This window comes from Campylobacter sp. CCS1377 (assembly GCF_040008265.1).
In the GTDB taxonomy this organism is placed as follows: domain Bacteria; phylum Campylobacterota; class Campylobacteria; order Campylobacterales; family Campylobacteraceae; genus Campylobacter_D.
The window spans coordinates 211,561-233,188 of the sequence record NZ_CP155620.1 but is presented as its reverse complement, the minus strand read 5'-3'; the positions used below and the strand labels follow the sequence as shown (position 1 = coordinate 233,188).

21 protein-coding genes are annotated in these 21,628 nt (G+C 31.7%); 10 read left to right on the top strand and 11 right to left on the bottom strand.

Translation table 11 applies throughout. The features are described 5' to 3' along the window. Window position 1: 1 nt before the first annotated feature. Window positions 2-1,342 carry an MFS transporter gene (locus tag AAH949_RS01225; protein ID WP_348518735.1) on the bottom strand — a complete coding sequence of 447 codons (1,341 nt, stop codon included), beginning with the start codon at window positions 1,340-1,342 and terminating at the stop codon, window positions 2-4. After that, on the bottom strand, window positions 1,342-1,491 hold the full coding sequence (locus tag AAH949_RS01220; protein WP_208335046.1) for a highly acidic protein: 150 nt from the start codon (window positions 1,489-1,491) through the stop codon (window positions 1,342-1,344). The genes AAH949_RS01225 and AAH949_RS01220 overlap by 1 nt, the downstream gene beginning before the upstream one ends. Before the next feature lie 92 nt (window positions 1,492-1,583). Here AAH949_RS01220 and moaC point away from each other — a divergent pair, with 92 nt between their 5' ends. The 3 genes from moaC to AAH949_RS01205 are packed head-to-tail and all read left to right on the top strand — an operon-like array spanning window position 1,584 to window position 3,440. Next, window positions 1,584-2,057 (top strand): cyclic pyranopterin monophosphate synthase MoaC, encoded by a 474-nt coding sequence (gene moaC, locus AAH949_RS01215; RefSeq protein ID WP_348518734.1) that lies wholly within the window; start codon window positions 1,584-1,586, stop codon window positions 2,055-2,057. Beyond that, window positions 2,035-2,298 (top strand): DUF493 family protein, encoded by a 264-nt coding sequence (locus tag AAH949_RS01210; protein WP_348518733.1) that lies wholly within the window; start codon window positions 2,035-2,037, stop codon window positions 2,296-2,298. Before moaC ends, AAH949_RS01210 begins: the two co-directional genes overlap by 23 nt. An 11-nt stretch (window positions 2,299-2,309) precedes the next feature. Continuing rightward, entirely contained in the window at window positions 2,310-3,440 is a 1,131-nt protein-coding gene (locus tag AAH949_RS01205) for a hypothetical protein (protein WP_348518732.1), read from the top strand. A gap of 28 nt (window positions 3,441-3,468) precedes the next feature. On the opposite strand, the gene AAH949_RS01200 is transcribed toward AAH949_RS01205, so the two are convergent. Then, window positions 3,469-4,221 (bottom strand): HugZ family heme oxygenase, encoded by a 753-nt coding sequence (locus AAH949_RS01200; RefSeq protein ID WP_348518731.1) that lies wholly within the window; start codon window positions 4,219-4,221, stop codon window positions 3,469-3,471. A 201-nt stretch (window positions 4,222-4,422) separates the two neighbouring features. Between AAH949_RS01200 and AAH949_RS01195 the strand changes: the two genes are divergently transcribed. From AAH949_RS01195 to AAH949_RS01170, 6 genes are all read left to right on the top strand, one after another. Then, the gene (locus AAH949_RS01195) at window positions 4,423-6,420 is read left to right on the top strand and encodes a TonB-dependent receptor (protein ID WP_348518730.1); all 1,998 of its coding nucleotides are present in this window, start codon (window positions 4,423-4,425) and stop codon (window positions 6,418-6,420) included. A gap of 10 nt (window positions 6,421-6,430) precedes the next feature. Then, entirely contained in the window at window positions 6,431-8,530 is a 2,100-nt protein-coding gene (locus AAH949_RS01190) for a TonB-dependent receptor (RefSeq protein ID WP_348518729.1), read from the top strand. After that, window positions 8,520-9,497 carry an iron chelate uptake ABC transporter family permease subunit gene (locus AAH949_RS01185; protein ID WP_348518728.1) on the top strand — a complete coding sequence of 326 codons (978 nt, stop codon included), beginning with the start codon at window positions 8,520-8,522 and terminating at the stop codon, window positions 9,495-9,497. The genes AAH949_RS01190 and AAH949_RS01185 overlap by 11 nt, the downstream gene beginning before the upstream one ends. Then, entirely contained in the window at window positions 9,494-10,273 is a 780-nt protein-coding gene (locus AAH949_RS01180) for an ABC transporter ATP-binding protein (protein WP_348518727.1), read from the top strand. Before AAH949_RS01185 ends, AAH949_RS01180 begins: the two co-directional genes overlap by 4 nt. Beyond that, entirely contained in the window at window positions 10,270-11,067 is a 798-nt protein-coding gene (locus AAH949_RS01175; RefSeq protein WP_134237554.1) for an ABC transporter substrate-binding protein, read from the top strand. The genes AAH949_RS01180 and AAH949_RS01175 overlap by 4 nt, the downstream gene beginning before the upstream one ends. 514 nt (window positions 11,068-11,581) lie before the next feature. Then, window positions 11,582-12,907 carry an MATE family efflux transporter gene (locus AAH949_RS01170; protein WP_348518726.1) on the top strand — a complete coding sequence of 442 codons (1,326 nt, stop codon included), beginning with the start codon at window positions 11,582-11,584 and terminating at the stop codon, window positions 12,905-12,907. Window positions 12,908-12,933: 26 nt separating this feature from the next. Here the strand turns inward: AAH949_RS01170 and AAH949_RS01165 are convergent, their stop codons facing one another. Further along, complete coding sequence (locus AAH949_RS01165) at window positions 12,934-13,140, bottom strand: DUF2892 domain-containing protein (RefSeq protein WP_348518725.1); 207 nt, start codon at window positions 13,138-13,140, stop codon at window positions 12,934-12,936. Window positions 13,141-13,265: 125 nt separating this feature from the next. Between AAH949_RS01165 and AAH949_RS01160 the strand changes: the two genes are divergently transcribed. After that, window positions 13,266-13,955: an aspartate/glutamate racemase family protein gene (locus AAH949_RS01160; protein WP_348518724.1), complete on the top strand. Its 690-nt coding sequence runs from the start codon at window positions 13,266-13,268 to the stop codon at window positions 13,953-13,955. 18 nt (window positions 13,956-13,973) lie between these two features. On the opposite strand, the gene AAH949_RS01155 is transcribed toward AAH949_RS01160, so the two are convergent. The 7 genes from AAH949_RS01155 to typA form a co-directional block, all read right to left on the bottom strand. Continuing rightward, a complete protein-coding gene (locus AAH949_RS01155) occupies window positions 13,974-15,773 on the bottom strand; it encodes a sodium:proline symporter (RefSeq protein ID WP_348518723.1) in 1,800 nt (599 codons plus the stop codon). 48 nt (window positions 15,774-15,821) lie between these two features. Continuing rightward, window positions 15,822-16,844, bottom strand: coding sequence for a selenide, water dikinase SelD (selD, locus tag AAH949_RS01150; RefSeq protein ID WP_348519173.1), 1,023 nt, complete (start codon window positions 16,842-16,844; stop codon window positions 15,822-15,824). A gap of 9 nt (window positions 16,845-16,853) precedes the next feature. After that, window positions 16,854-17,456, bottom strand: coding sequence for a sulfurtransferase-like selenium metabolism protein YedF (gene yedF / locus AAH949_RS01145; protein ID WP_134237548.1), 603 nt, complete (start codon window positions 17,454-17,456; stop codon window positions 16,854-16,856). Continuing rightward, on the bottom strand, window positions 17,456-18,214 hold the full coding sequence (locus tag AAH949_RS01140; protein WP_134237547.1) for a winged helix-turn-helix domain-containing protein: 759 nt from the start codon (window positions 18,212-18,214) through the stop codon (window positions 17,456-17,458). The genes yedF and AAH949_RS01140 overlap by 1 nt, the downstream gene beginning before the upstream one ends. After that, on the bottom strand, window positions 18,207-18,989 hold the full coding sequence (gene fdhD, locus AAH949_RS01135; RefSeq protein ID WP_348518722.1) for a formate dehydrogenase accessory sulfurtransferase FdhD: 783 nt from the start codon (window positions 18,987-18,989) through the stop codon (window positions 18,207-18,209). The genes AAH949_RS01140 and fdhD overlap by 8 nt, the downstream gene beginning before the upstream one ends. Window positions 18,990-19,090: 101 nt before the next feature. After that, a complete protein-coding gene (locus AAH949_RS01130; protein ID WP_348518721.1) occupies window positions 19,091-19,735 on the bottom strand; it encodes a poly(A) polymerase in 645 nt (214 codons plus the stop codon). Further along, the gene (gene typA / locus AAH949_RS01125; RefSeq protein ID WP_348518720.1) at window positions 19,735-21,543 is read right to left on the bottom strand and encodes a translational GTPase TypA; all 1,809 of its coding nucleotides are present in this window, start codon (window positions 21,541-21,543) and stop codon (window positions 19,735-19,737) included. Before typA ends, AAH949_RS01130 begins: the two co-directional genes overlap by 1 nt. Window positions 21,544-21,628 lie beyond the last annotated feature (85 nt).

Here is a 21,628-nt window from a genome sequence, read left to right as displayed (position 1 = left end):
ATTAAATTTTAAATTTATAAAATCTAATCATTAAAATACTTGCAATTAACGCAACTAAACAAACTAAAAATACATATAAACTTGGTCCATAAATTCCAAAATAACTTTGATCAGAACTTGCTTTGGAATGCAAATATACAAAAAGTTGTGGAGTAAAACCTCCTGATATAGCATAAGCAATATTATATGCAAAAGAAATCCCGCTGTATCTAATATGAGGTTTAAAAACATCACTCATAAAAATAGGGCAAAAATTTGCAACTCCTGCACTAAAGCAAGTCAAACCATAAAGAATAATAATCAACACTTCATCTCTAACTTTAGGCAAACTATAAATTTCTTCAAAAAATAAAAAGCTAAATAAAGCAAAAATAAAAATAAAAGCAATGCTAACTTTATAAGGTTTAATTTTATCTGCCAAATAACCGCTTAAAATCAAAGCACAAGCCAAACAAAGCAAACCAAAAATTTGCAAGTAAGTCTTTTCAAAAACATCAAAATGAAGTATTTGATGACCTAAATTGTCTTTAATTAAAAAATCAGGCATCATTAAAATAAAAATTAAAATACAAACCGTTAAAATCCAAGTCATTAGCATAGAAATCACAATGCCAATTTTTGAGCTTTTAAACACTTCCTTAAGGGGAAATTTTACTAAAACACTATCATTTTTCATTTGTTTGAAAACTGGGGTTTCTTCTAAAAATTTTCTTAAATAAATAGAAATAATCCCAAAAACACCGCCCAAAGCAAAAGCTATACGCCAAGCCCATTCTTGCACTTCTTTTGTATCAAAAATCGCATAAATTCCAAGATAAACCAAAGCTCCAAGTAAAATTCCTGCTGTTACCGAAGCGGTTAAACAACCCAAATAAAGATTTTTTTGATTTTGCGGGGCATGTTCGTGTACAAAAATCCAAGCCCCAGGTAACTCACCACCCACAGCTACACCTTGACAAATTCGCACAAAAATTAAAAAAATCGGCGCAAGATAACCTATGCTTTCAAAAGTTGGCATCAAAGCTAATAAAAAAGTAGGAATCACCATAAGTAAAATGCTTAGCATAAACATATTTTTACGCCCAAATTTATCCCCAAAATGCGCCATTATGATACCGCCTAAAGGCCTTGCAAGATAACCTGCAGCAAATATACCATAAGTGTTAATATCCCTCCAAAGCGGGCTTAAGGTGCTAGGAAAGAAATGCATAGAAATGATATTTGCAAAAAATACAAAAATGATAAAATCATAAAATTCCAAAGTCCCGCCCAATGAGGACAAAGCTAAGGTTTTAATATCTTTAACATTTAAAATTTTGCGTTTTTTATAAGAATTTTTCATTAAGGCATTTCATAGGTATCTTCGTTGGAATCATCATCATCGTAAGAATAATCATCCTCATCATAATTGTAATTTGTTTTAGAATAATCATCATCAAACACATCATCTTCATAATCATCAAATTCTAAATCATCGTCATTATAAGCCATTATTTATCCTTTTTATAATTAATTTAAAAGTTTATTTTAGCTTAAATTTTATTGTATTTGATATAATTTTTAGAATTTTTTAAAGGCAAATTATGAATTTAACTCATTTAGATGAAAAAAATCGCCCTAAAATGGTTGATGTGAGTCAAAAAAATATTACTCAAAGAATAGCTAAAGCAAGCGGAATGATTACAATGAACAAAGAAGCTTTTAAGGCAATTAAAGAAAATTCAGCTAAAAAAGGTCCAGTACTTCAAACAGCTATTATAGCAGCGATTATGGGCGCTAAAAAAACAAGCGAACTCATACCTATGTGCCATCCTTTGATGATTTCTAAGGTTGAAACTGATATTGAAGAATTTAGCGACGCTTGCACTTTCAAGCTCATTGTTTGCGTTAAATGCGAAGGCAAAACCGGAGTGGAAATGGAAGCATTAACAGGCGTTAGCATAGGACTTTTAACCATTTATGATATGGTAAAAGCCATTGATAAAGAAATGACTATACACCAAATCATACTTGAAAATAAAGAAGGAGGAAAAAGTGGTAAATTTGTGCGATCTTAAAAAAGAACCTATAGTTAATTATCCTACTTTTTGGGATTATAAAGTTATTTTTGAAATAGGTGTTAATGCGGGAGAAATTTTTGAAGAACTTTTAGGACAAAGAGAATTTAAATACCGACACTCCAACGCTAGCACAAGCGGAAAATACCACAGCTACTTACTTAGCGTATATGTGGATAGCAAAAAAGATAGACTAGATATTTTTGAAAAACTTAAAAATAAAGCCAAATTTGTATTATAAAAGGATAAACAATGCTTAATTTAATAAATATTTTTGAACAAACCCTATCAAATGCCAAAAATGAAAATATTTCTTTGCTCATAGAAGATTGCGTTTTTAGTCTAGTTTATAAAAAAACCAAAGAAGAAAGAGTTCGATTTGCTCTTGATGTTTTATTAGAAGAATTTCTAAAAACTCTAAAAAAACTTAATATGCTTAACCAAAATAACGCTACTAGCGTGATTAAAGCTCTCATTAAAGCACAAATTGCACACGAAGAAAATAAGCTTTATCAATACATCGACGAACTTTCCCTCATTCAAAGCAAAATCGAACGCCAAAAAGAACATATCAAAAACGAAATTAGCCAAAATTTTTTCGAACTTGAAAAAAGCATACAAAATTCTGATTTTAAAGAAGAACTTCAAGATTACATCAATGAGGCGATTTTATTTGAAGTAGAAACGCTCGATATTTTAAAAGAAATCATCCAAAGTGCTTTAATCACCACTTTAGAAAAAAACGAAGATATCGAATTTACTGCAACCACTATCACTAAAAATCTTATGTATAACGCAATTTGTGAGAGTAATTTTGAAAAAGAACGCATTTTAAGTATTTCTAAAACTATTTTGCACGAAACTTTTGAACTAGCCAATGAATCTAAAAATTACGCTAAAGATCTATGTATAGGAGTTGTAAAAGGTATAGAGCAAGGTATAGAGCAAGGTATAGAAAAATTTAAAACGAGTTTTAAATATTGTGTTTTGGAAGAAGATTTAAGTGCAAAAGCTAAACAACTTGTCCATCTTGAAGATGAATTTATTGAACTTTTAAGATATGAAATTCACAAAAACCCTGATCCGATTAAAAGTATTTTACAAGATCTGCTGAATAATGAATTTAATACTTTATTCTCTAAGCTCAAACGCCTTGCCACAGAAAGCAGAGAACAAATCTTTTTAAGCCTAAATGATTTAAAGAAAAACCCAAAAATCAATGATTTTAACAAACTCGCACAAAGTAAAATCAATTCCTTCAAACAAGAAATTTCAGAACTTGAAAAATTCAGTAGCTATAAATACAAAGATTTTAATTCTAAAAAAGCAAAAAATATAGGCATAGCCTTGTGGAAAAAGGCAAAAAATCTTATTAAAAAATAAAAGCTAGTGGATAATTCCACTAGAAAAATCAATGTTTATGCGGGAATTGATGCGGATTACCTGCACCTGCACCAATGTGAGCAAGCTCACCATTTTTTACATTATAAGCCTGACCAAATCCTTTAACAAAGCGCCCTTCTTCAAATTCAAGTTTAATCAAATGAAAATCAAGCATATTGCGTATCATCTTAACTGCTTTATCTGCTCTTTTCTCAAAAATATCATAAATTCGATCAAAGCTTTCATCTCTTGGCATAAATTTGGCTACAGCTTTAAATCTTACTCTTTTTCTAAGTATCACAGAAGCAGCCTTACTTTCATCTTCTAAAAACATTACTTCTATATTATTTGGATGCTCTTTGATATTAGCAAAATGTTCTGAAACCTCACTAATATAAATAAAATTTCCCTCTTCGCATTGTATAAGTGGCGCATATGAGCAAACAACACTTCCGCTTGGACTAAGTGTAGCTAGACACACAGAGTTAAATTCTCGCATAAACTCAAGCATTTCTTGCTTTACACTATCAAGATTTGCACTGGGTTTTGCATCTTTACAAAGCTCGATAATAGCGTCTTTTAAAGAGTTTTCATCGGCTTTTTTTACAAATTCAACTCTAAGCTTTTCATTATCATTATAAACAATGTCAAGCCCTTCAAAATCCACGCTTACAAGCTTGGCATTTTTAACTTCTTTAGCCCCACCAAATTTAACACATAAATCAACCAAATTACTCCCATGATGATCATTCATATGAGTGATAATATTTTCAAAATTCATTGCCATCCTTTTAAACAAATTTTTAAGAAAATTAATGATATCTATTATCGTATTAATATAAACTTAAAATCTAACAAATATGATATTAAATCAAATTATTAAGATATTTAAGTAAAATTTAATTAAATAAGAGATAAATTTACTCTTTTATTTTTAATGATATAGATTATCATTTCTGATTTTAATATAAAAGGATAAAATTTGAATTCAATTCGTTTTTTAAAATTTTCCCTTCTTGCTTTCTTATTTATTAATGCTTACGCAGAAGACAAAGCTGTACTTGATAAGGTTATCGTTTCAGCTAATGGATTTGAACAAGATGCGGACAGTAATTTAAGAAATGTCATTGTTGTTGAAGGTAAAGACTTGCAAAACAAAGGCTACACTTCAGTAGAACAAGCCTTACAAAGGGTGGGTGGAATTTCTTTTGCAAGCCTAGGAGTCAATGGCAATACAAGCCGAAACATTGACCTTAGAGGACAAGGAAAAAACGCTAATGCTGCAGTTAAATTAATGCTAGATGGCATAGCCCTTAATGCGCTCGATCAAAACCGCCTGCATGCCTCGGGAACAAATTTTAAACCCTTGGATAGTGTGGCTCTTGAAGATATTGAACGCATAGAAATTATTCCAGGGGGCGGAGCTGTGCTTTATGGTAATGGAACAAGAGGTGGGGTAATTAATATCATCACCAAAAAAAATAAACAAACCAAAGCGAGTTTAAATTTTAAAGAAAGCGCTTTTGATAATGGAAATTTTGGAACCCAATTAGGTCTAAACACTGCGATTAAAATCACACCGCAAGCTGCTTTTAATGTTACTTTTGAAGGTTTTAATACTAAGTCTAATCAAGAAGGTAGCAAGCAAAAAGGATTTTATCAAAATTCTAAATTTCTTTATGATATTAATGATGATATGAGTATTAATTTTAATTTTTCTTATTACAAAAATGATGATGAAAATTCAGGTTTTTTAACCAAAGAACAAGCTGAAAGCAACCCTCATCAAAGAGGAGATTCTGCAACGACGTTTAAAATCGAAAAACCTCAACTAAGCACTGAATTTAAATATAAAATTAACGATAAATTAGATCTTCATTCTGTGATTTTTTGGCAAAAACAAAAAACCAAAATTGAAGAAACAGACACAGGGGTGTATTCAAAAGGAAGTAATTTTGAAGACATACTCCAAGGCATTAACCTAAAAAATAAATTCTCTTACGGAGAAAATTCATACCTAGTTTATGGATACGAATTTGCTCAACATAAAAGCAAAGCTTTTAGTGATTCTTTAATTGGCACAACCACAAGCAATGATAGAAAAGATACTCATTCAGTTTTTATTTTAGACTCTCACGAATTTAGTGATTATTTGATATTAAGTGCAGGAGCAAGATATGAGTATGCAGATTATAAGCACCATGGCACAGGAAGTGGATATAATTTTAACAGCGATAATATCAATACAGATAATTTCGCTTTAGAACTCACTCCAACTCTTCGTTATTCAGATACAGGTAGGACATATATTAAATTCGAACGCGGTTTTGTTTCGCCAACCCCTTATCAATTCCGTGCAAGAAAACAAGAAAATGGAAATACCATTTATTTCACAAATTCAAATCTAAAATCCGAAACCTACAACACCTATGAACTTGGTTTAAAAGATTATTTATGGGACTTTAATGAAATAAATATCGCTCTTTTTTACACCCAAAGTAAAGATGAAATCAATTCTTATGGTTCTTTAATGAGTGAATATGGATATAAAAACTTGGATGAAACACGCCGTTATGGTTTTGAACTAGGACTTAGACAAGACTTTGAAAAAGTATCTTTTTATCAAAATATAGCCTTTGTAGATGCTGAAATTTCAGTAGGTGCAGACAAAGGCAAAGATATACCTTTGGTTTCAAAAACGAAAGCCACTGCAGGAGTTGAGTATTATTTTTATCATAATCTCATAGGCTTTTTAGATCTGAGTTATTTTTCTAAAGCAAAAGATGAAAGCGATGCAGATATTGATGAATACCTGTTAACAGATTTAGGTTTGATTTATACTTACAAAAATATGCAAGTGAATTTAGGTATTAAAAATCTTTTTGATGAAAAATATTATACCTACCAAAATGCAGCTTCTAATCAGTACTTAGTGGGAAATGGTAGGAGTTATTACATTGGATTAAATTATAAATTTTAAAAGGTAAAAAATGAAACATACAAAATATTCTCTAGCACTACTATTGACTCTTAGTGCACTAAATTTAAATGCAGAAGATACAGCAAGTATCGATAAGGTTATCGTTTCAGCTAGTGGATTTGAGCAAGATGCGGACAGTAATTTAAGAAATGTTGTTGTTGTTGAAGGTAAGGACTTGCAAAACAAAGGCTACACTTCAGTAGAGCAAGCCTTGCAAAGAGTGAGTGGAATTTCTTTTGTGAATTTTGGTTTAGGGCAAAATATCGATATACGAGGACAAGGCGAAAAATCAAGTATCGCAGTAAAAGTTATGGTTGATGGTCGTGCTATAAATGTGCTTGATAACTCACACGGAGTAACCCCACTTAACACCATAAATTTAGACAATATCGAACGCATAGAAATTATTCCAGGGGGCGGAGCTGTGCTTTATGGTAACGGAACAAGAGGTGGGGTAATTAATATCATCACTAAAAAGCAAAAAAATGACGCCCTATCTTTTAGCGTAAAAGGCGATAGTTATGATAAAGGCAATTTGGGCGGAAATTTCAATGTGAATTTAGCTAAAAAATTAAGTGAAGATTTTTCTTTAAGTCTTGATATAAACAGCTTTAACCGTGATGGCTATCAAAAAGGCTATAATGAAAAGGGTTATTTTATGAATTCAAAAGCTTATCTTGATATAGGAGATGATAGTGATTTAAGCTTTGCTTATAATTATTTTGAAAGCAAAAACACAAGCAGTGGCTATCTTACCAAAGAGCAAATAAAACAAGATCCCACACAAAGAGGCGATGGGGATAATATCAGCAAAATCATTCGTCCGGAGTTAAGTCTTGATTTTCATCATGCCTTAAACGATAATTGGGAGTTTAATCTTGGAGCTTTTTGGCAAAATCAAAAAATACACTACCTAAAAGATGAAATTGCGATGATGGGAACAACAGCCTATCAAGATGGTAGCGGCTTTGAAGATACACTAACGGGGATAAATTTAAAGAGTAAATTTAGCTACGGCGAAAATTCTTATCTTAGTTTTGGTTATGAATTTATAAATCACGACGCAAAAAGAAAAAGCTTGGTATTTTATAGCGTACCAGGCATGATAACTTATCATAGAATGACAACAAATATGACAATGCAAAAACAAAGCCATTCTCTTTTTGCTCTAAATTCTCATCAAATCAATGAAAAATTCGGTATTTTCAGTGGGGTAAGATACGAATATGCCTCTTATAAAGGCGATAGAAACTATCGCAATGAAATGGATATGGCTTTTCCAATTCCTGGATATCCAAAAGATGAACTCACGCTTTTTAGTATAGATAAGCAAGATACAAACAATTTCGCATTCGAAATCACTCCAAATTTTAAATATTCTGATACAGGCAGTATTTATGCAAAATTTGAACGGGGTTTTGTTTCGCCAACTCCAGCGCAATTTGTCAATAAAGATCAAACAAAGGGTTATTACACCGCGAATTTAGAACCTGAAATTTTTGACACCTTTGAAGTGGGTATAAAAGATTTTTGGTGGGATTTTTATGAGTGGAATTTAACACTTTTTTACACCCAAAGCAAGGATGAAATTTCTTATCTTGGCGATCCGCACGCTACAAATGGCGCTTTTTGGAAGTATTATAATATCGATCAAACAAAGCGACTTGGCACAGAACTTAGTTTAAGTCAAAGTTTTTTAAATGACACTTTATTTTTAAAACAAAGCCTAACTTATATCGATGCTAAAATTTCAAAAGGCGTAAATGATGGACTAAGAATTCCTTATGTTTCAAGCATAAAAGCAAGTGCTGGACTAGAATACACCTTTAACTCATCTTTGTCAAGCTTTATTGATTTAACTTATTATTCAAGAGCAAAAGATGGTGGCGTTATAGATGCAAACACAGGAAAAATGAGCCAAAATGAGTGGATAAAAGATCACTTTATCACTGATATTGGCGGAATTTATCGTTATAAAAATTTGCAAATTCTAGCAGGTATTCGCAACCTTTTTGATAAACAATACTACACCTATCAAAACTCAGCAAGCAACCAATACACCCCAGCTAGAGGTAGAAATTATTACATGGAGTTTAAGTATGTATTCTAAGCGTTTTACAATCAGCCTTGTTTTCATCATCTTGGCTTATATTTTTATGAGCTTTCTTGCGCTAATGCTCGGTGATGAATTTTTAAATTTAAATGCCATTTTTAATGCCTTTGCAAGCGATGATGAGCTTTTAAAAACAGTGCTTTTAGATATTCGTTTGCCTCGTATTATTATGGCTATTTTAATCGGTATGCTTCTTGCCTCTTCAGGAGCCATTACTCAAAGCGTTTTTGCAAACCCAATCGCTGATCCTTATATCATAGGTATAGCCTCAGCAGCAACCTTTGGTGCAGTAATGGCTTATGTGTTCAAACTTGGGGATTTGTATTTTGGAATTTTAGGTTTTATTTTTTCTTGTGTATTCTCCTTAATTGTCTTTAAAATTTCAAACAAATCCTCTATCGCCGCCCTACTCATCATAGGCATAGCTATTTCTTCTTTTTTAGGGGCTTTTACTTCGTTTTTTATGTATTATATAGGCGAAGATTCCTTTAAAATAGTCGCGTGGCTTATGGGGTATTTAGGACTTTCTTCTTGGTCTAAGGTGGCAATGCTTTTTATCCCTTTGGTTTTTTGTTTGGCTTATTTTTATGCTTATAAAAACGAATTAAATATCATTTTAAGCGGAGATGAAGAGGCAAGAAATTTAGGCGTTGATGCCAATAAACTCAAAAGAAACTTACTCATAGTTTCTTCTTTAGCGGTTGCTTTTGCTGTGGCTTTTACAGGACTGATTGGGTTTGTAGGCTTGATAATCCCTCATATTGTAAGATTATTCATCAAAAATTATAACAATGCTTTAGTTTTGCCTATTTGCACTTTGCTTGGCGGACTTTTTTTACTCATTTGTGACACTCTAGCAAGAGTGATTTTAGCACCCATTGAAATTCCAATAGGTATCATAACAGCATTTTTTGGCGCACCTATATTTTTATTTTTGGCACTAAGGGCAAGGAGCTTTCTATGAGTATAAAAGTAAAAAATTTACATTTTTCTTATGGCAAAAAAACCTTACTAAAAGATATTAATTTTGAAGTTAATTCGGGTGATTTTTTAGGAATTTTGGGTCCTAATGGCTCGGGCAAAAGCACTTTAATGAAAAATATGCTTCAAAGTCTAGAATACAATCAAGGCGAAATTATCATTTTTAATAAAAATTTAAAAAACTACTCTTTAAAAGAACTAAGCCAAATTTTGGGTTTTGTACCTCAAAAATCAGGACTAAACACCCCTTTACTTGTCATTGATGTACTTTTAATGGGAAAATTTTCAACTCTTAAACATTCTTTTAGTACTTATTCTAAACAAGATATTGACGAAGTGCAAAATTTAGCCAAAATTTTAAAAATCGATCAATTTTTACAAAGAAATATTCTCACTTTAAGTGGTGGAGAATTTCAACGCGTTTTGCTTGCAAGAGCCCTTTTGAAAAAACCTAAAATTTTATTTTTAGATGAACCAACTTCAGCCCTTGATCTAAACTACGCCATAGAACTTTTAAGTCTTTGTGAGCATTTACTAAAAACAAGCGATATTGCCATCGTAGCCATTTTGCACGATCTTAATCTCGCCGCCTTATTTTGTAACAAAATTCTTTTTTTAAAAGAAGGAGTTTTGCGTTATCAAGGAAGCGTAGAAAAGCTTTTTAAAGAAGAAATTCTTAAAGAAATTTATGATTTAAACTGCAAAGTTTTATTTCATGAAAACAAACCTTATATCTTAACTTTAAAGGAGAAAAAATGAAAAAAATTTTATTTTTATTAATGCTTTTTACAAGCTTATATGCTAAAGAACGCCTTGTGGTGTTAGATCCTGCAAGCGTTGAAATTATCTATATGTTAAATAGCGAAGATAAAATCGCAGGCATTGCAAAGCTCGAACACTCAAGTATTTACCCAGCAGAAGAAACCCAAAATTTGCCAAGCGTTGGCACTTTTTCAAATCCATCCTTAGAAAAAATCATCGCTCTAAAACCCACTTTGGTGATTTTAAGCTCATATTCTACCGGCTTAGAACAAAGTTTAAAAAATTTAAACATAAAAACAATGTATCTTAAAGGCGAAAGACTAAACGATCTTTTTACCAATATCAACACTCTAGCTACCTTACTTGATAAAGAAAAAGAAGGACAAATGCTCATAGAAAAAACAAAGCGTACATTACAGGATTTAAAACAAGACCCCATCAATAAAAGCGCGATTTTTCTCTTCTCTTCTAATCCCTTAATGGCATTTTCACAAAATTCCCTAGTTGCTGATATTTTAGAACTCATAGGCGTAAAAAATCTTACTCCACAAAGTGAAATTAAACGCCCCATCATTTCAAGCGAATTTTTAATCAAACAAAACCCTGATATCATCATACTAGGCATTAACGCAAGCACTCAAAATCTTATACAATACAACCCCGCTATAAGCAAACTAAAAGCTTACAATACCGATCAAATTTTTAACTACAAAGATACCCATACCCTACTAAGACTTAGCCCAAATATCACAAATGAGATTTCAAAACTTAAAAATTTATTGCGAAATTAAATTTAAAAACCAGAAGTTTATGCTTTTGGTTTTTTTATTTGTATAAATCCAAACATTTGGCACTTTCTATACTATTAGTTAATTAAAAAACTTATGTGGAATATTTCTTTAAGAATATACAAGGGTTTGCCAAATTTAAAAGATATAAAAAATCAAAAAAATCTCAAAACTACTCCTAAAAATGTAATGATTGTGAATTTAAGAGATTATAAAGTCTTAATTAAAGAGCTTCAATATTATCCATTATTATACTTCCAAAATGAATACTCACGATGAAAGATTAATAGAACTTTAAAAAGATAGTAAGAAGTGTCAAAGTTAATGTTATGAGTGTGACACAGAAATTTGCAAATATAACAAAATTTAGATAAAATACTTAGAATTACATTAACTAAAATTTAAATTAATTTATGAAAAAATATATTTTTACTCACTTCATTTTAGGATTTCAAAGCCTTTATTAGTGGCATTATTATTTTTATTAAACATATAAAAAAATTAATAAGGATAAAAAATGTCAAATTTATACCACACTTTAAGCCCTGCAAAGCTTTTTGTAAAATGTGCCTTGCCAAATGTTATCAGTATGGCTTTTATGTCACTTTATTATGTTATTGATGGAATTTTTGTTGGAAAATACTTAGGAAGCAATGCTTTAGCTGCACTTGGACTTATTATACCTTTTGTGATGATGAGTTTTGCACTTGCTGATATGATAGCTCTAGGCTCTGCTGTGCAAATTTCTATGAAATTGGGTATTAAGAAATTCAAACAAGCAAGACAAATTTTTAGTGCTTGTGTTTTGATCATCTTCCTTTTATCTTGTTGTATAGGAGTTTTGGAGTATTTTTTAGCGCCATTTTTGATTGATTTTCTCAATGTAAGCGAAGAGGTGAAAAACTTAAGTAAAGAATGTATGCTTGTTTTTGCTATTTTTGCACCCATCACCATGCTTTCTTTTGCTTTAGATAATTACTTAAGAATTTGTGGAAAAACAACTTACAGCATGATGATAAATATTATTATTGCCCTAAGCAATATCTTTTTGGATTATCTTTTTATTGTTGTTTTTGGCTGGGGCTTGTTTTCAGCAGCACTTGCAACTTGTATTGGACTTAGCTTAGGCGGAATTTTAGGAATTTTGCCTTTTTTAATACAGGATTTAGACTTAAAATTCACTCACTTTTTCATTCCTCTTAAACTTCTTAAAAATATCATTTATAATGGTAGTAGTGAATTTTTTAATAATATCTCCGCTTCACTTTTTAGTATTTTTGCAAATTTAATCTTACTAGAGCTTGGCGGAACAAATGCCGTAGCTGCATTTTCAATTATTTTATATATCGATAGTTTTATTGTCGCTTTAATCATTGCCATGAGTGATGCAATGCAACCTGCTCTTAGTTATAACTATGCTAGAAAAGACTTTAAGCGCATTAAAGCCTTGCTTAAAATCACCTTTGTTAATGCCTTTATTTTCTCACTCATTAGCCTTGTAATTTTACTAAGTTTTAAAGAAAATCTAGTCGGACTTTTTGCTAAAACTGGCGATGATGAATTTATTCAATTTAGCGCTTATGCTTTGATGATTTTTACTTTTAATTATTTTTTTGCATGGTTTAATATACTAAGTGCTTCTTTTCTTACTGCTTTTAATAAACCAAAATTATCACTTATTTTGAGTCTTAGTGTTAATCTTTTTGCACCACTTTGTTTTTTACTTATCTTGTCTTTATTTTTTGGTTTAAATGGAATTTGGATCAGTTCTTTTGCGGCTGAGCTTTGTATGTTATTTTTAGCAGTATTTTTTCTTAAAAAGTGTTTTGGAGATAAAATTTAAAAAGCCAAAAAATTGGCTTTTTATGATTAATCTTTTTTTGGTTTTTTGGAGATAGGGCAAATGCCAAGTGGGCAGGCTTGTTTGCCTGTCCAAACTCTTATAGGGCATACTCCAAAAACTCCTGTTAAAAGTGGGATAAGTCCAATTAAGCCCCACCAAGAAGCAAAATACACTCCCAAACCAAAAATAGCCAACGCAAGAATAATTCTTACAACTTTTTCTGTTAAACTCATTTGTTACTCCTATTATTTTTTAGTTAATTGTATTTGATAAAAAATAAAAACTCAGTAACAAAATCACTCAATAAATTTTTAAGTGCTTTTAAGCTAAAATCACCAAAAACCAAAAAAGGTAAAAAATGAAAACCATAGGAATAATTGGCGGTATGAGTTTTGAAAGCACTATAACTTATTATAAACTCATTAATGAAGAAATTGCTAAAAAACTTGGAGGTTTAAATTCAGCCAAAATCATCTTACACAGTGTGAATTTTAAAGAAATTGAAAAATATCAAAGCCAAAATTTATGGGATGAGAGCGCGAAAATTTTATCGCTTTGTGCTAAAAAACTCGAAAATGCTGGAGCTGATTTTATCATCATTGCCACAAATACTATGCATAAAATTTATGATGATGTGCAAATGCAAGTTAAAATTCCCATTCTTCATATCGCCACAAGCACTGCAAAAGCTCTACAACAAGCCAATATCAATCAAGTAGGCTTAATAGGCACAAAATATACCATGAATGAAAATTTTTACAAAGAAAAATTGCTTGATCAAGGCATAAAAACTCTTATTCCTTGTCAAAAGGATATGCAAATTGTCAATGAAATTATTTTTGATGAGCTTTGTCGTGGAATTTTTAAAGAAAGCTCGAAAAAAACTTATTTAGAAATCGTTGATAAATTACGTCAACAAGGAGCTTTAGGCATCATTTTAGCTTGTACTGAGATAGGACTTTTAATCAAACAAGAAGACACACAAATTCCGCTTTTTGATACAAGCATCCTTCACGCTTTAGATGCAGCAAATCAAGCTTTGAGTTAAGCTTGATTGTATCGCGATTTAAAGGTGTTTTAGCATATTTTTATAAGATTCTTTAACACTTGCTTGTGTTTTGGTTACAAAACTCACAAAAACAATCATCAAAGAAGCAAACAAAAACGCAGGCACAAGCTCATACAAGGCAAAATACTGTGCTATGAAATTTTTCCAAATCACCACACCAAGCGTACCGCTAATCATCCCAGCAATAGCACCTGCTTTTGTCATATTTTCCCAAAACAAAGAAAAAAGCATCACGGAACCAAAACTTGCTCCAAAACCAGCCCACGCATAAGCGACTATTTCTAAAACACTTGAATTTTTATCCGTAGAAATCAAAAATGCTACTACAGCGACAATCAAAACCCCAGCGCGCCCTAAATTCATCACAGTTTTATTCGGTGCATCTTTATGCAAAATTCTTTTATAAAAATCTTCAGCTATCGTTGCACTAGAAACTAAAAGTTGCGAACTTGCCGTGCTCATAATCGCCGCTAAAATCGCTGAAAGCAAAATACCAGCAATCCAAGGATTAAATAAAAGTTGCGACATCACGATAAAAATTTTCTCAGGATCATGCAAGCTAAGATTAAATTTATTCACATAAGCAATGCCCAAAATTCCCATAAAACAAGTGCTTATCAAACAAAGGCTCATCCAGCTTATCCCAACAAAAGTTGCCATAGGAATATCCTTAACCGATCTTATCGACATAAAACGCACCAAAATATGAGGTTGTCCAAAATATCCAAGTCCCCAAGCAAGTGCTGAAATAATACCCAAAAATGAAATACCCTCAAACCACTCCAAACGATTTTTATCCATTAAAGAAAGCTTACTAAAGGCATCTAATAGATTATAAAGCTCTTTTGTATCTTTTTCTTTCTTTTGCATTGTTAAAGCAGAGTTTAATTTATTGGCAAATTCTGAAAAAGTAAGTGAATTTTTTAAATCATTATTAAAAAGCTTTAAAATATTTTCATCATTTTTAAATTTTTCTTTGATATTTTTAGTACTTAAAATTCCATCTTTGCTATGATTTAAATCTTGAACTAAAGATGTAATTTCTGTTATGTTTTCTATGGAATTTAAATTGGATAAAATTTGTGGAATTTCTTTTTGAATCTTTAAAATATTTTGACTAGCATTATCAGAAGTAAAAATATAATTTTTAGCCTCTTTAAAACCACCCAAATGCATAAGCATAACCACAGGAACGACAATCAAAGCTCCAAGCATCAAAAGTCCTTGGATCATATCCGTCCAGCAAACCGCCTTATAACCGCCAAAAAAAGTGTAAGCGACTATGATTAAAGTCCCAGTTGTTAAAGCATAATCATAAGCTATACCAAAAGTTTCTTCAAAAAGCTTTGCGCCACTTACAAGTCCTGATGAAACATAAAAGGTAAAAAATATTAAAATTACAATTGCACAAACCACTCTTAAAATGTGCTTATCATCATGAAACCTTGCTTCAAGATAATCAGGTATGGTGATAGAATTTGCAATAATTCCTGTATAAATTCTAAGCCTTTTAGCTACAAAAAGCCAATTTAAAGTCGCACCCACAACCAAACCTATAGCAATATATCCTTCGATAAAACCGCTCACATATAAAGCACCAGGCAAGCCCATCAAAAGCCAACCACTCATATCAGAAGCCCCTGCACTCAAAGCAGAAATTACCGGTCCTACCTCACGCCTGCCTAAAAAATAATCTTCCGTGCTTTTGTTTTTTTTGAAAAAATAAAATCCTATATAAAGCATCAAAGCAGCATAGGCTACAAACATTAAGGCGATTTCGATATTTAAATGAGGCATTAGATTTTCCTATTAAATTGATTTAAAAGCTATAAATATAACAAAATTTTACTTCAAATTCAAAGCAAATTCGCCTTTAGCGACGCAAGTAGCGATAATTTGCGCAGGGATATTTTCATTTTGTAAATGCTTTAAACAAGGTTTGACATTATCGTGACTTAAAGCAATCAAAAGTCCACCTGAAGTTTGAGGATCACAAAGCAATAAATGACTATCTTCTAAATAAGAACAAAATGGCTTAACAAAATCAAAATTTTTATAAGCACCCGCAGGGATTAAACCCATATCAAAATACTCTTTTGTCCCTTCTAAAAAAGGCAAATCTTTAACAAAAATTTCCAAAGAAATATCATCATTTAACATCTCTTTTAAATGCCCTAAAAGTCCAAAACCTGTAACATCACTCATCGCATGTACTTGGTATTGTAAAGCAATTTGACTGGCTTTTAAATTTAAACTCATCATACTTTCAAGCATATTTTTTAGATATTTTTCATCTAAAATTCCACCCTTTAAAGCCGTGCTTAAAATCCCAACACCCAAAGGCTTAGTGAGTATAATCATATCGCCTATTTTGGCCTTGTTATTGGCAATGAATTTTTTAGGATGCACCTTGCCCGTAACACTTAAGCCAAAAAATAATTCTTCGCTTTCTATAGTGTGTCCGCCAACGATTAATGCACCACATTCACACACCTTATCATTTGCACCCCTTAAAAGCTCGCTAAGTATGCTTATATCGTGATTTTTGCTATCAAAGCCGACTATATTTAAGGCATTAATCACCTCTGCTCCCATGGCAAAAACATCACTTAAAGCATTGGCTGCAGCTATAGCACCAAAATGATAAGCACTATCCACAACAGGTGTGATAAAATCAAGCGTTTGCACTAAAGCCAAATCAGGGCTAAGCGCATACACACTTGCATCTTCATTATTACCGATATCGCTAAGTAAAGCTGGGTTTTTTTGCATGAAATTTAAAATTGTTTTAAGACCACACGGGCTTAATTTCGCTGCTCAACCTGAAGCTTTTACAAATTGTGTTAAATTTTGTTTTTTGTATTCCAGAATTTTTCCTTATAAAGTAATGATTTTTGCTTTACCAAAAAGCTCACTTAAAATTTCATAAGCATTGCCTATAGTGCCAATTTTAAGCTCTTTGCTTTTCCCAAAATACTCCAAACAAGCACCACAACTAATAATTTCAATACCCATTTTTTCAAGCTCTTTCATAGCTGCATATGCTTTGTGCTCTTCATCGCAATTTAGCAAAACGCTTTCATTAACACAAAGAATTTTGTATGGAGGATTTTCTAAATTTTTCAAAGTATTTAAAAAGCCAACAAATAAATTCTCTCCAAGCTCGCCCTCGCCTACTTTAAGGGTTTTTAAAAAAAGCACATTTTTTTGCCTAGTATCATTATTATCACAACTAAAGTCATCAGGATTTAGATTTAAATTTTTCATTTCTTTTTTAATGGTTTGAATTATAAATTCTTCACCTTTTTGTATGAGTGTAGTTTCCAAATTTAAAGAATTTAAAAATTTTAAAACATTATTTTTTGATACTTCAGAATTTAAAAAAATCTCCAAACTGTCACCAACTTGCAATTTTTCAATAGCTTGTTTTGTTTCTATAACTGGCCTTGGACAAGCTAAATTCCGACAATCAATTTTCATTATTTTTCCTTTATTTTACTTTCTTTTTCAAGAGGATTTTTTTCCTTAAAAAATAATTCTTTAAAGCGTTTATTAGCGTATTCTTCAATATCTTTTTGCAAAATAGAATAATTATGCATTAATTCTAAAGCCTTGGGAGTAAGTTTTGTTCCAGAATCTTTTGATCTGCCTTGTCTTGTAGCAACCAAATCTTCTTTGGTATTTTTTTGCAAAATTTGCAAATGCATCCAAGCTTTTTTATAATTTATCCCCATAAGTTTTGAAGCCTGCAAAATACTTCCTGTTTGCCCTATAAGCTCTAAAAGCTCAGTTTTGCCTTTGCCAAAAAGCAAATCGCCATCGGCATTTTCTATCCAAGTTTTAGTTCTTACAACAAGCTGTTTGCCTTTTTTTTCTTTAAAACAACCAAGTTGGCAATATTTCACATCGATTTTATAACTTTTCAAAGCCGAACGCACAGACTTTAACCCACAACCCTGCTTAGCAATATTTCTTGCATCTTTACAAAAAATTCTGCGTTTTTCATCTAAATTTGGTTCAAGTTCTTTTAATACTTCTATTTTAGCTTTCTCAAAATCAAGATGACCAAATTGTCCCAGTTCGCAATTATCAATACGAATTCCATTTACATCTGCCATATTTCCCACTTCTTCCACGCTAATATTAAATTTTTTAGCGATCTTAAATGCCGTACCACAATCAAGCTTTTCATTGCTATTTAAAAGCTCTTTCATATAAGCTAAAATTTCTTTATCCATTTATTCTAAATTCTCCGCTATAAATATTGACATTTTCTCCCCTTGCAAACCCGCAAAGTGTGAGTTCAAATTTTCTTGCTATCATCACACCCAAACAAGTAGGAGCAGTGCGTGATACAAGCACTGGGACTTTATGCATTACCGCCTTAGCTACCATTTCAGAGCTAAGCCTTCCACTGACCATTAAAAAACATTTACTAAGATCAACTCCAGCAAGTCTTGCCTTGCCTAAAGCCTTATCTATGGTATTATGCTGGGCTATATCCTCGCCTATAAAAAAAGTATTTTCATCAACAAAAAGCTTAGCCGTATGCACGCAACCTGTCTTTTCATAAAGATCACATTGAGTATAAAATTCGCTCATTTGTTTTAAAATCTCATTTTTACTGAATTTTTGCAAAGAAGTGATTTTACTTGCTTCTATGCTTTGTGGATCAATATTTGCCGTGTGCGCCCTGCCACAACCACTTATCACCACACCTTCAGCATTTAATTTGGCTAAATTTTCTTTATCAATTTTTGCATTAATATGCACACTCATTCCATCATCTTTACTTTCGACGCTTTTTATATCATCAACCCTAGCAATGATATTTTCGCTCATCAAATATCCTACCGCCAAAGCCTGTTCATCAATAGGAGTTGCCATTAAAGCACCTACTTTTTCATTATTAATAAAAATTTCAAGTTTAATTTCACGCACTAAAGTATCATCGCAAGTTAAAAGTTCATTGCCTTTATATTTTTGAATTTGTGTTGTAAATAAGGGTTCCATCAAAAGCCTTTTTTGAAAAAATTATAAAATTATATCAAAAAAGATATAAAATCAAATGGCTTTATTTAAGCTTTTTAATAGTTTTTATTTAAATGGTAATTTTAAGCAAAAAGCGTTTGTATCTTTATAAAATTTTGCTCTAAATTTTTAAAATTACTTTCTAAACTTAAAGAAAAATCAATAAAAAAAGGATTGCAAAGACTAGCAATGAGCATAAAATTTTTATGGTAAAAATAAAATTGTGTATCAAAATTTTTATGTTTTAATTTAGTAAAAATGACCTCTATATCGTTATTAGGCAAATTTTTTATATTATTTTTATATTCAAGTAAAATGCCACAAAAAAAATGATTTGAGTGCGTTTTAAACCATATATCATAAATTTCAAAATCTTTAAATATAAAATGATTTTTGCTCTTAAATTCTTTTAAATTTTCAATCAAAGCAAGTTTTTTAAATTCTTCTTCACTTAAACCTTGACTTTGAAATTTAGCACCTTGTCGTCTTAAAAAAAGATTTAAAACTTGAATTTGAAGTTCTTCTTTAGATCTTAAAAGCTTCCTGCTGGTTAAACGAAAGAAAAAAATACCCACAAGCACAGCACTTGCAAGACAAATAATAGCATCTCTTGTAAAAACAAAGGCTAGAAAGCCTACAAGTAAGGCTTCTATAACGCTTAGGAGTTTTAAAATTCCCAAGCGTTTGAGTATATAAAGCCTTCTATTTTCTAAACTTTTTAAATCCATTAAGATTTCGCTTTTTCCATTCTTTTTCTTTGGGTTGGATCAAGATAGCGTTTGCGAACACGGATATTTGCAGGAGTGACTTCTACAAGCTCATCTTCTTCTATCCATTCTAAAGCCCTTTCAAGGCTTAGCTTTCTAGGTGGCACAAGTTTGATCGCATCATCGCTTCCACTTGCTCTTACATTGGTTAAATTTTTTCCTTTGATAGGATTAACATCTAAGTCATTTGGGCGTGAGTGTTCGCCTATAATCATACCAGTATAAACTTTAGTTTGAGGCTCTATAAAAAGCACTCCACGTTCTTGGAGATTAAATAAAGAATACCCTAAAGCCACACCATTTTCCATAGAAATTAAAGCGCCGTTATTGCGTTTTTCAACTGTACCACTAAAAGGACGGAATTCTAAAAAGCTGTGATTCATCACACCTTCACCTTTGGTATCAGTTAAAAATTGAGATCTAAAGCCTATCAGTCCTCTTGCTGGAATTTCAAATTCGAGTCTTGTTTGACCATCGCCTGTTGATGCCATGGTTTTCATTTCAGCTTTTCTTTTTCCAAGCTTTTCTATAACCGTTCCACTAAATTCTTCAGGCACATCAATAACCAAATGCTCAAATGGCTCTGTTTTAACCCCATCTTCAACCTTTACGATAACTTCAGGTCTTCCCATGCAAAACTCAAAACCCTCTCTACGCATATTTTCAGCTAAAATTGTAATTTGAAGTTCACCCCTACCGCTTACTTTAAATTTACCTTCGCCACTGCTTTCATATTTCATCGCGATATTGGTTTTCATTTCAGCTTCTAAGCGTTCTGCGATTTTATTACTAGTTACATGCTTTCCTTCTGTGCCAGCTAGCGGACCATCATTTACTGAAAATACTATACTTAAAGTTGGCTCTTCAATGTGTAAAGGATCAAGTGGCATAGGATTGTTTGGATCTACTACGCTATCACCCACATCTAAAGCTTCAAAACCGGCAATTGCTACAATATCTCCACTCCCAGCTTCTTCAATATCCATTTTTTCTAAGCCCATAAAGCCTATAAGTTTTGAAATTCTACCATTTACTTTAGTGCCATCAGCCTTTGCAAGCATTACATTTTGATTTTTCTTTACAACACCATTAAAAATTCTAGCAATTCCTATTTTTCCTACGAAATTATCATAACCTAAAGTGAAAACTTGAAGTTGTAAAGGATTATCATTGGTGCCACTTGGCGCAGGAACTCTTTCAAGTATGGTTTTAAAAAGTGGCTCCATATCCTTACTTTCATCATTTAAATCAAGCTTAGCATAGCCATTTTTCGCAGCAGCATAAACGATAGCAAAGTCAAGTTGTTCATCATTCGCATCTAAGGCCACAAAAAGATCAAAAATTTCATTGATTACTCTTTCAGGATCAGCGGCTGGTTTGTCGATTTTATTAATCACTACTATTGGCTTAAGCCCTAAAGATAAAGCCTTTTTTACCACGAATTTAGTTTGAGGCATTACACCTTCTTGCGCATCTACTAAAAGCAAAACTCCATCAATCATTTTCAAAACACGCTCAACTTCCCCACCAAAATCAGCGTGACCTGGAGTGTCTATGATATTAATTTTTGTGCCTTTGTAATTAATCGCCGTGTTTTTTGAAAGTATGGTGATACCGCGTTCTTTTTCTATATCATTACTATCCATAACGCGTTCAGCTATTTGTTCTCTTTCGCTAAAAGTGCCTGATTGTTTTAATAACTCATCAACCATAGTCGTTTTACCATGATCAACATGGGCAATAACTGCGATATTTCTAATGTTTTCCAAGTTTTTCTCCGATAGTTTAAAATTTCAAAAACTAAGATTATATACAAAAATTGCTTAAATTTTTTAAAACACTTTTTTGGAATAA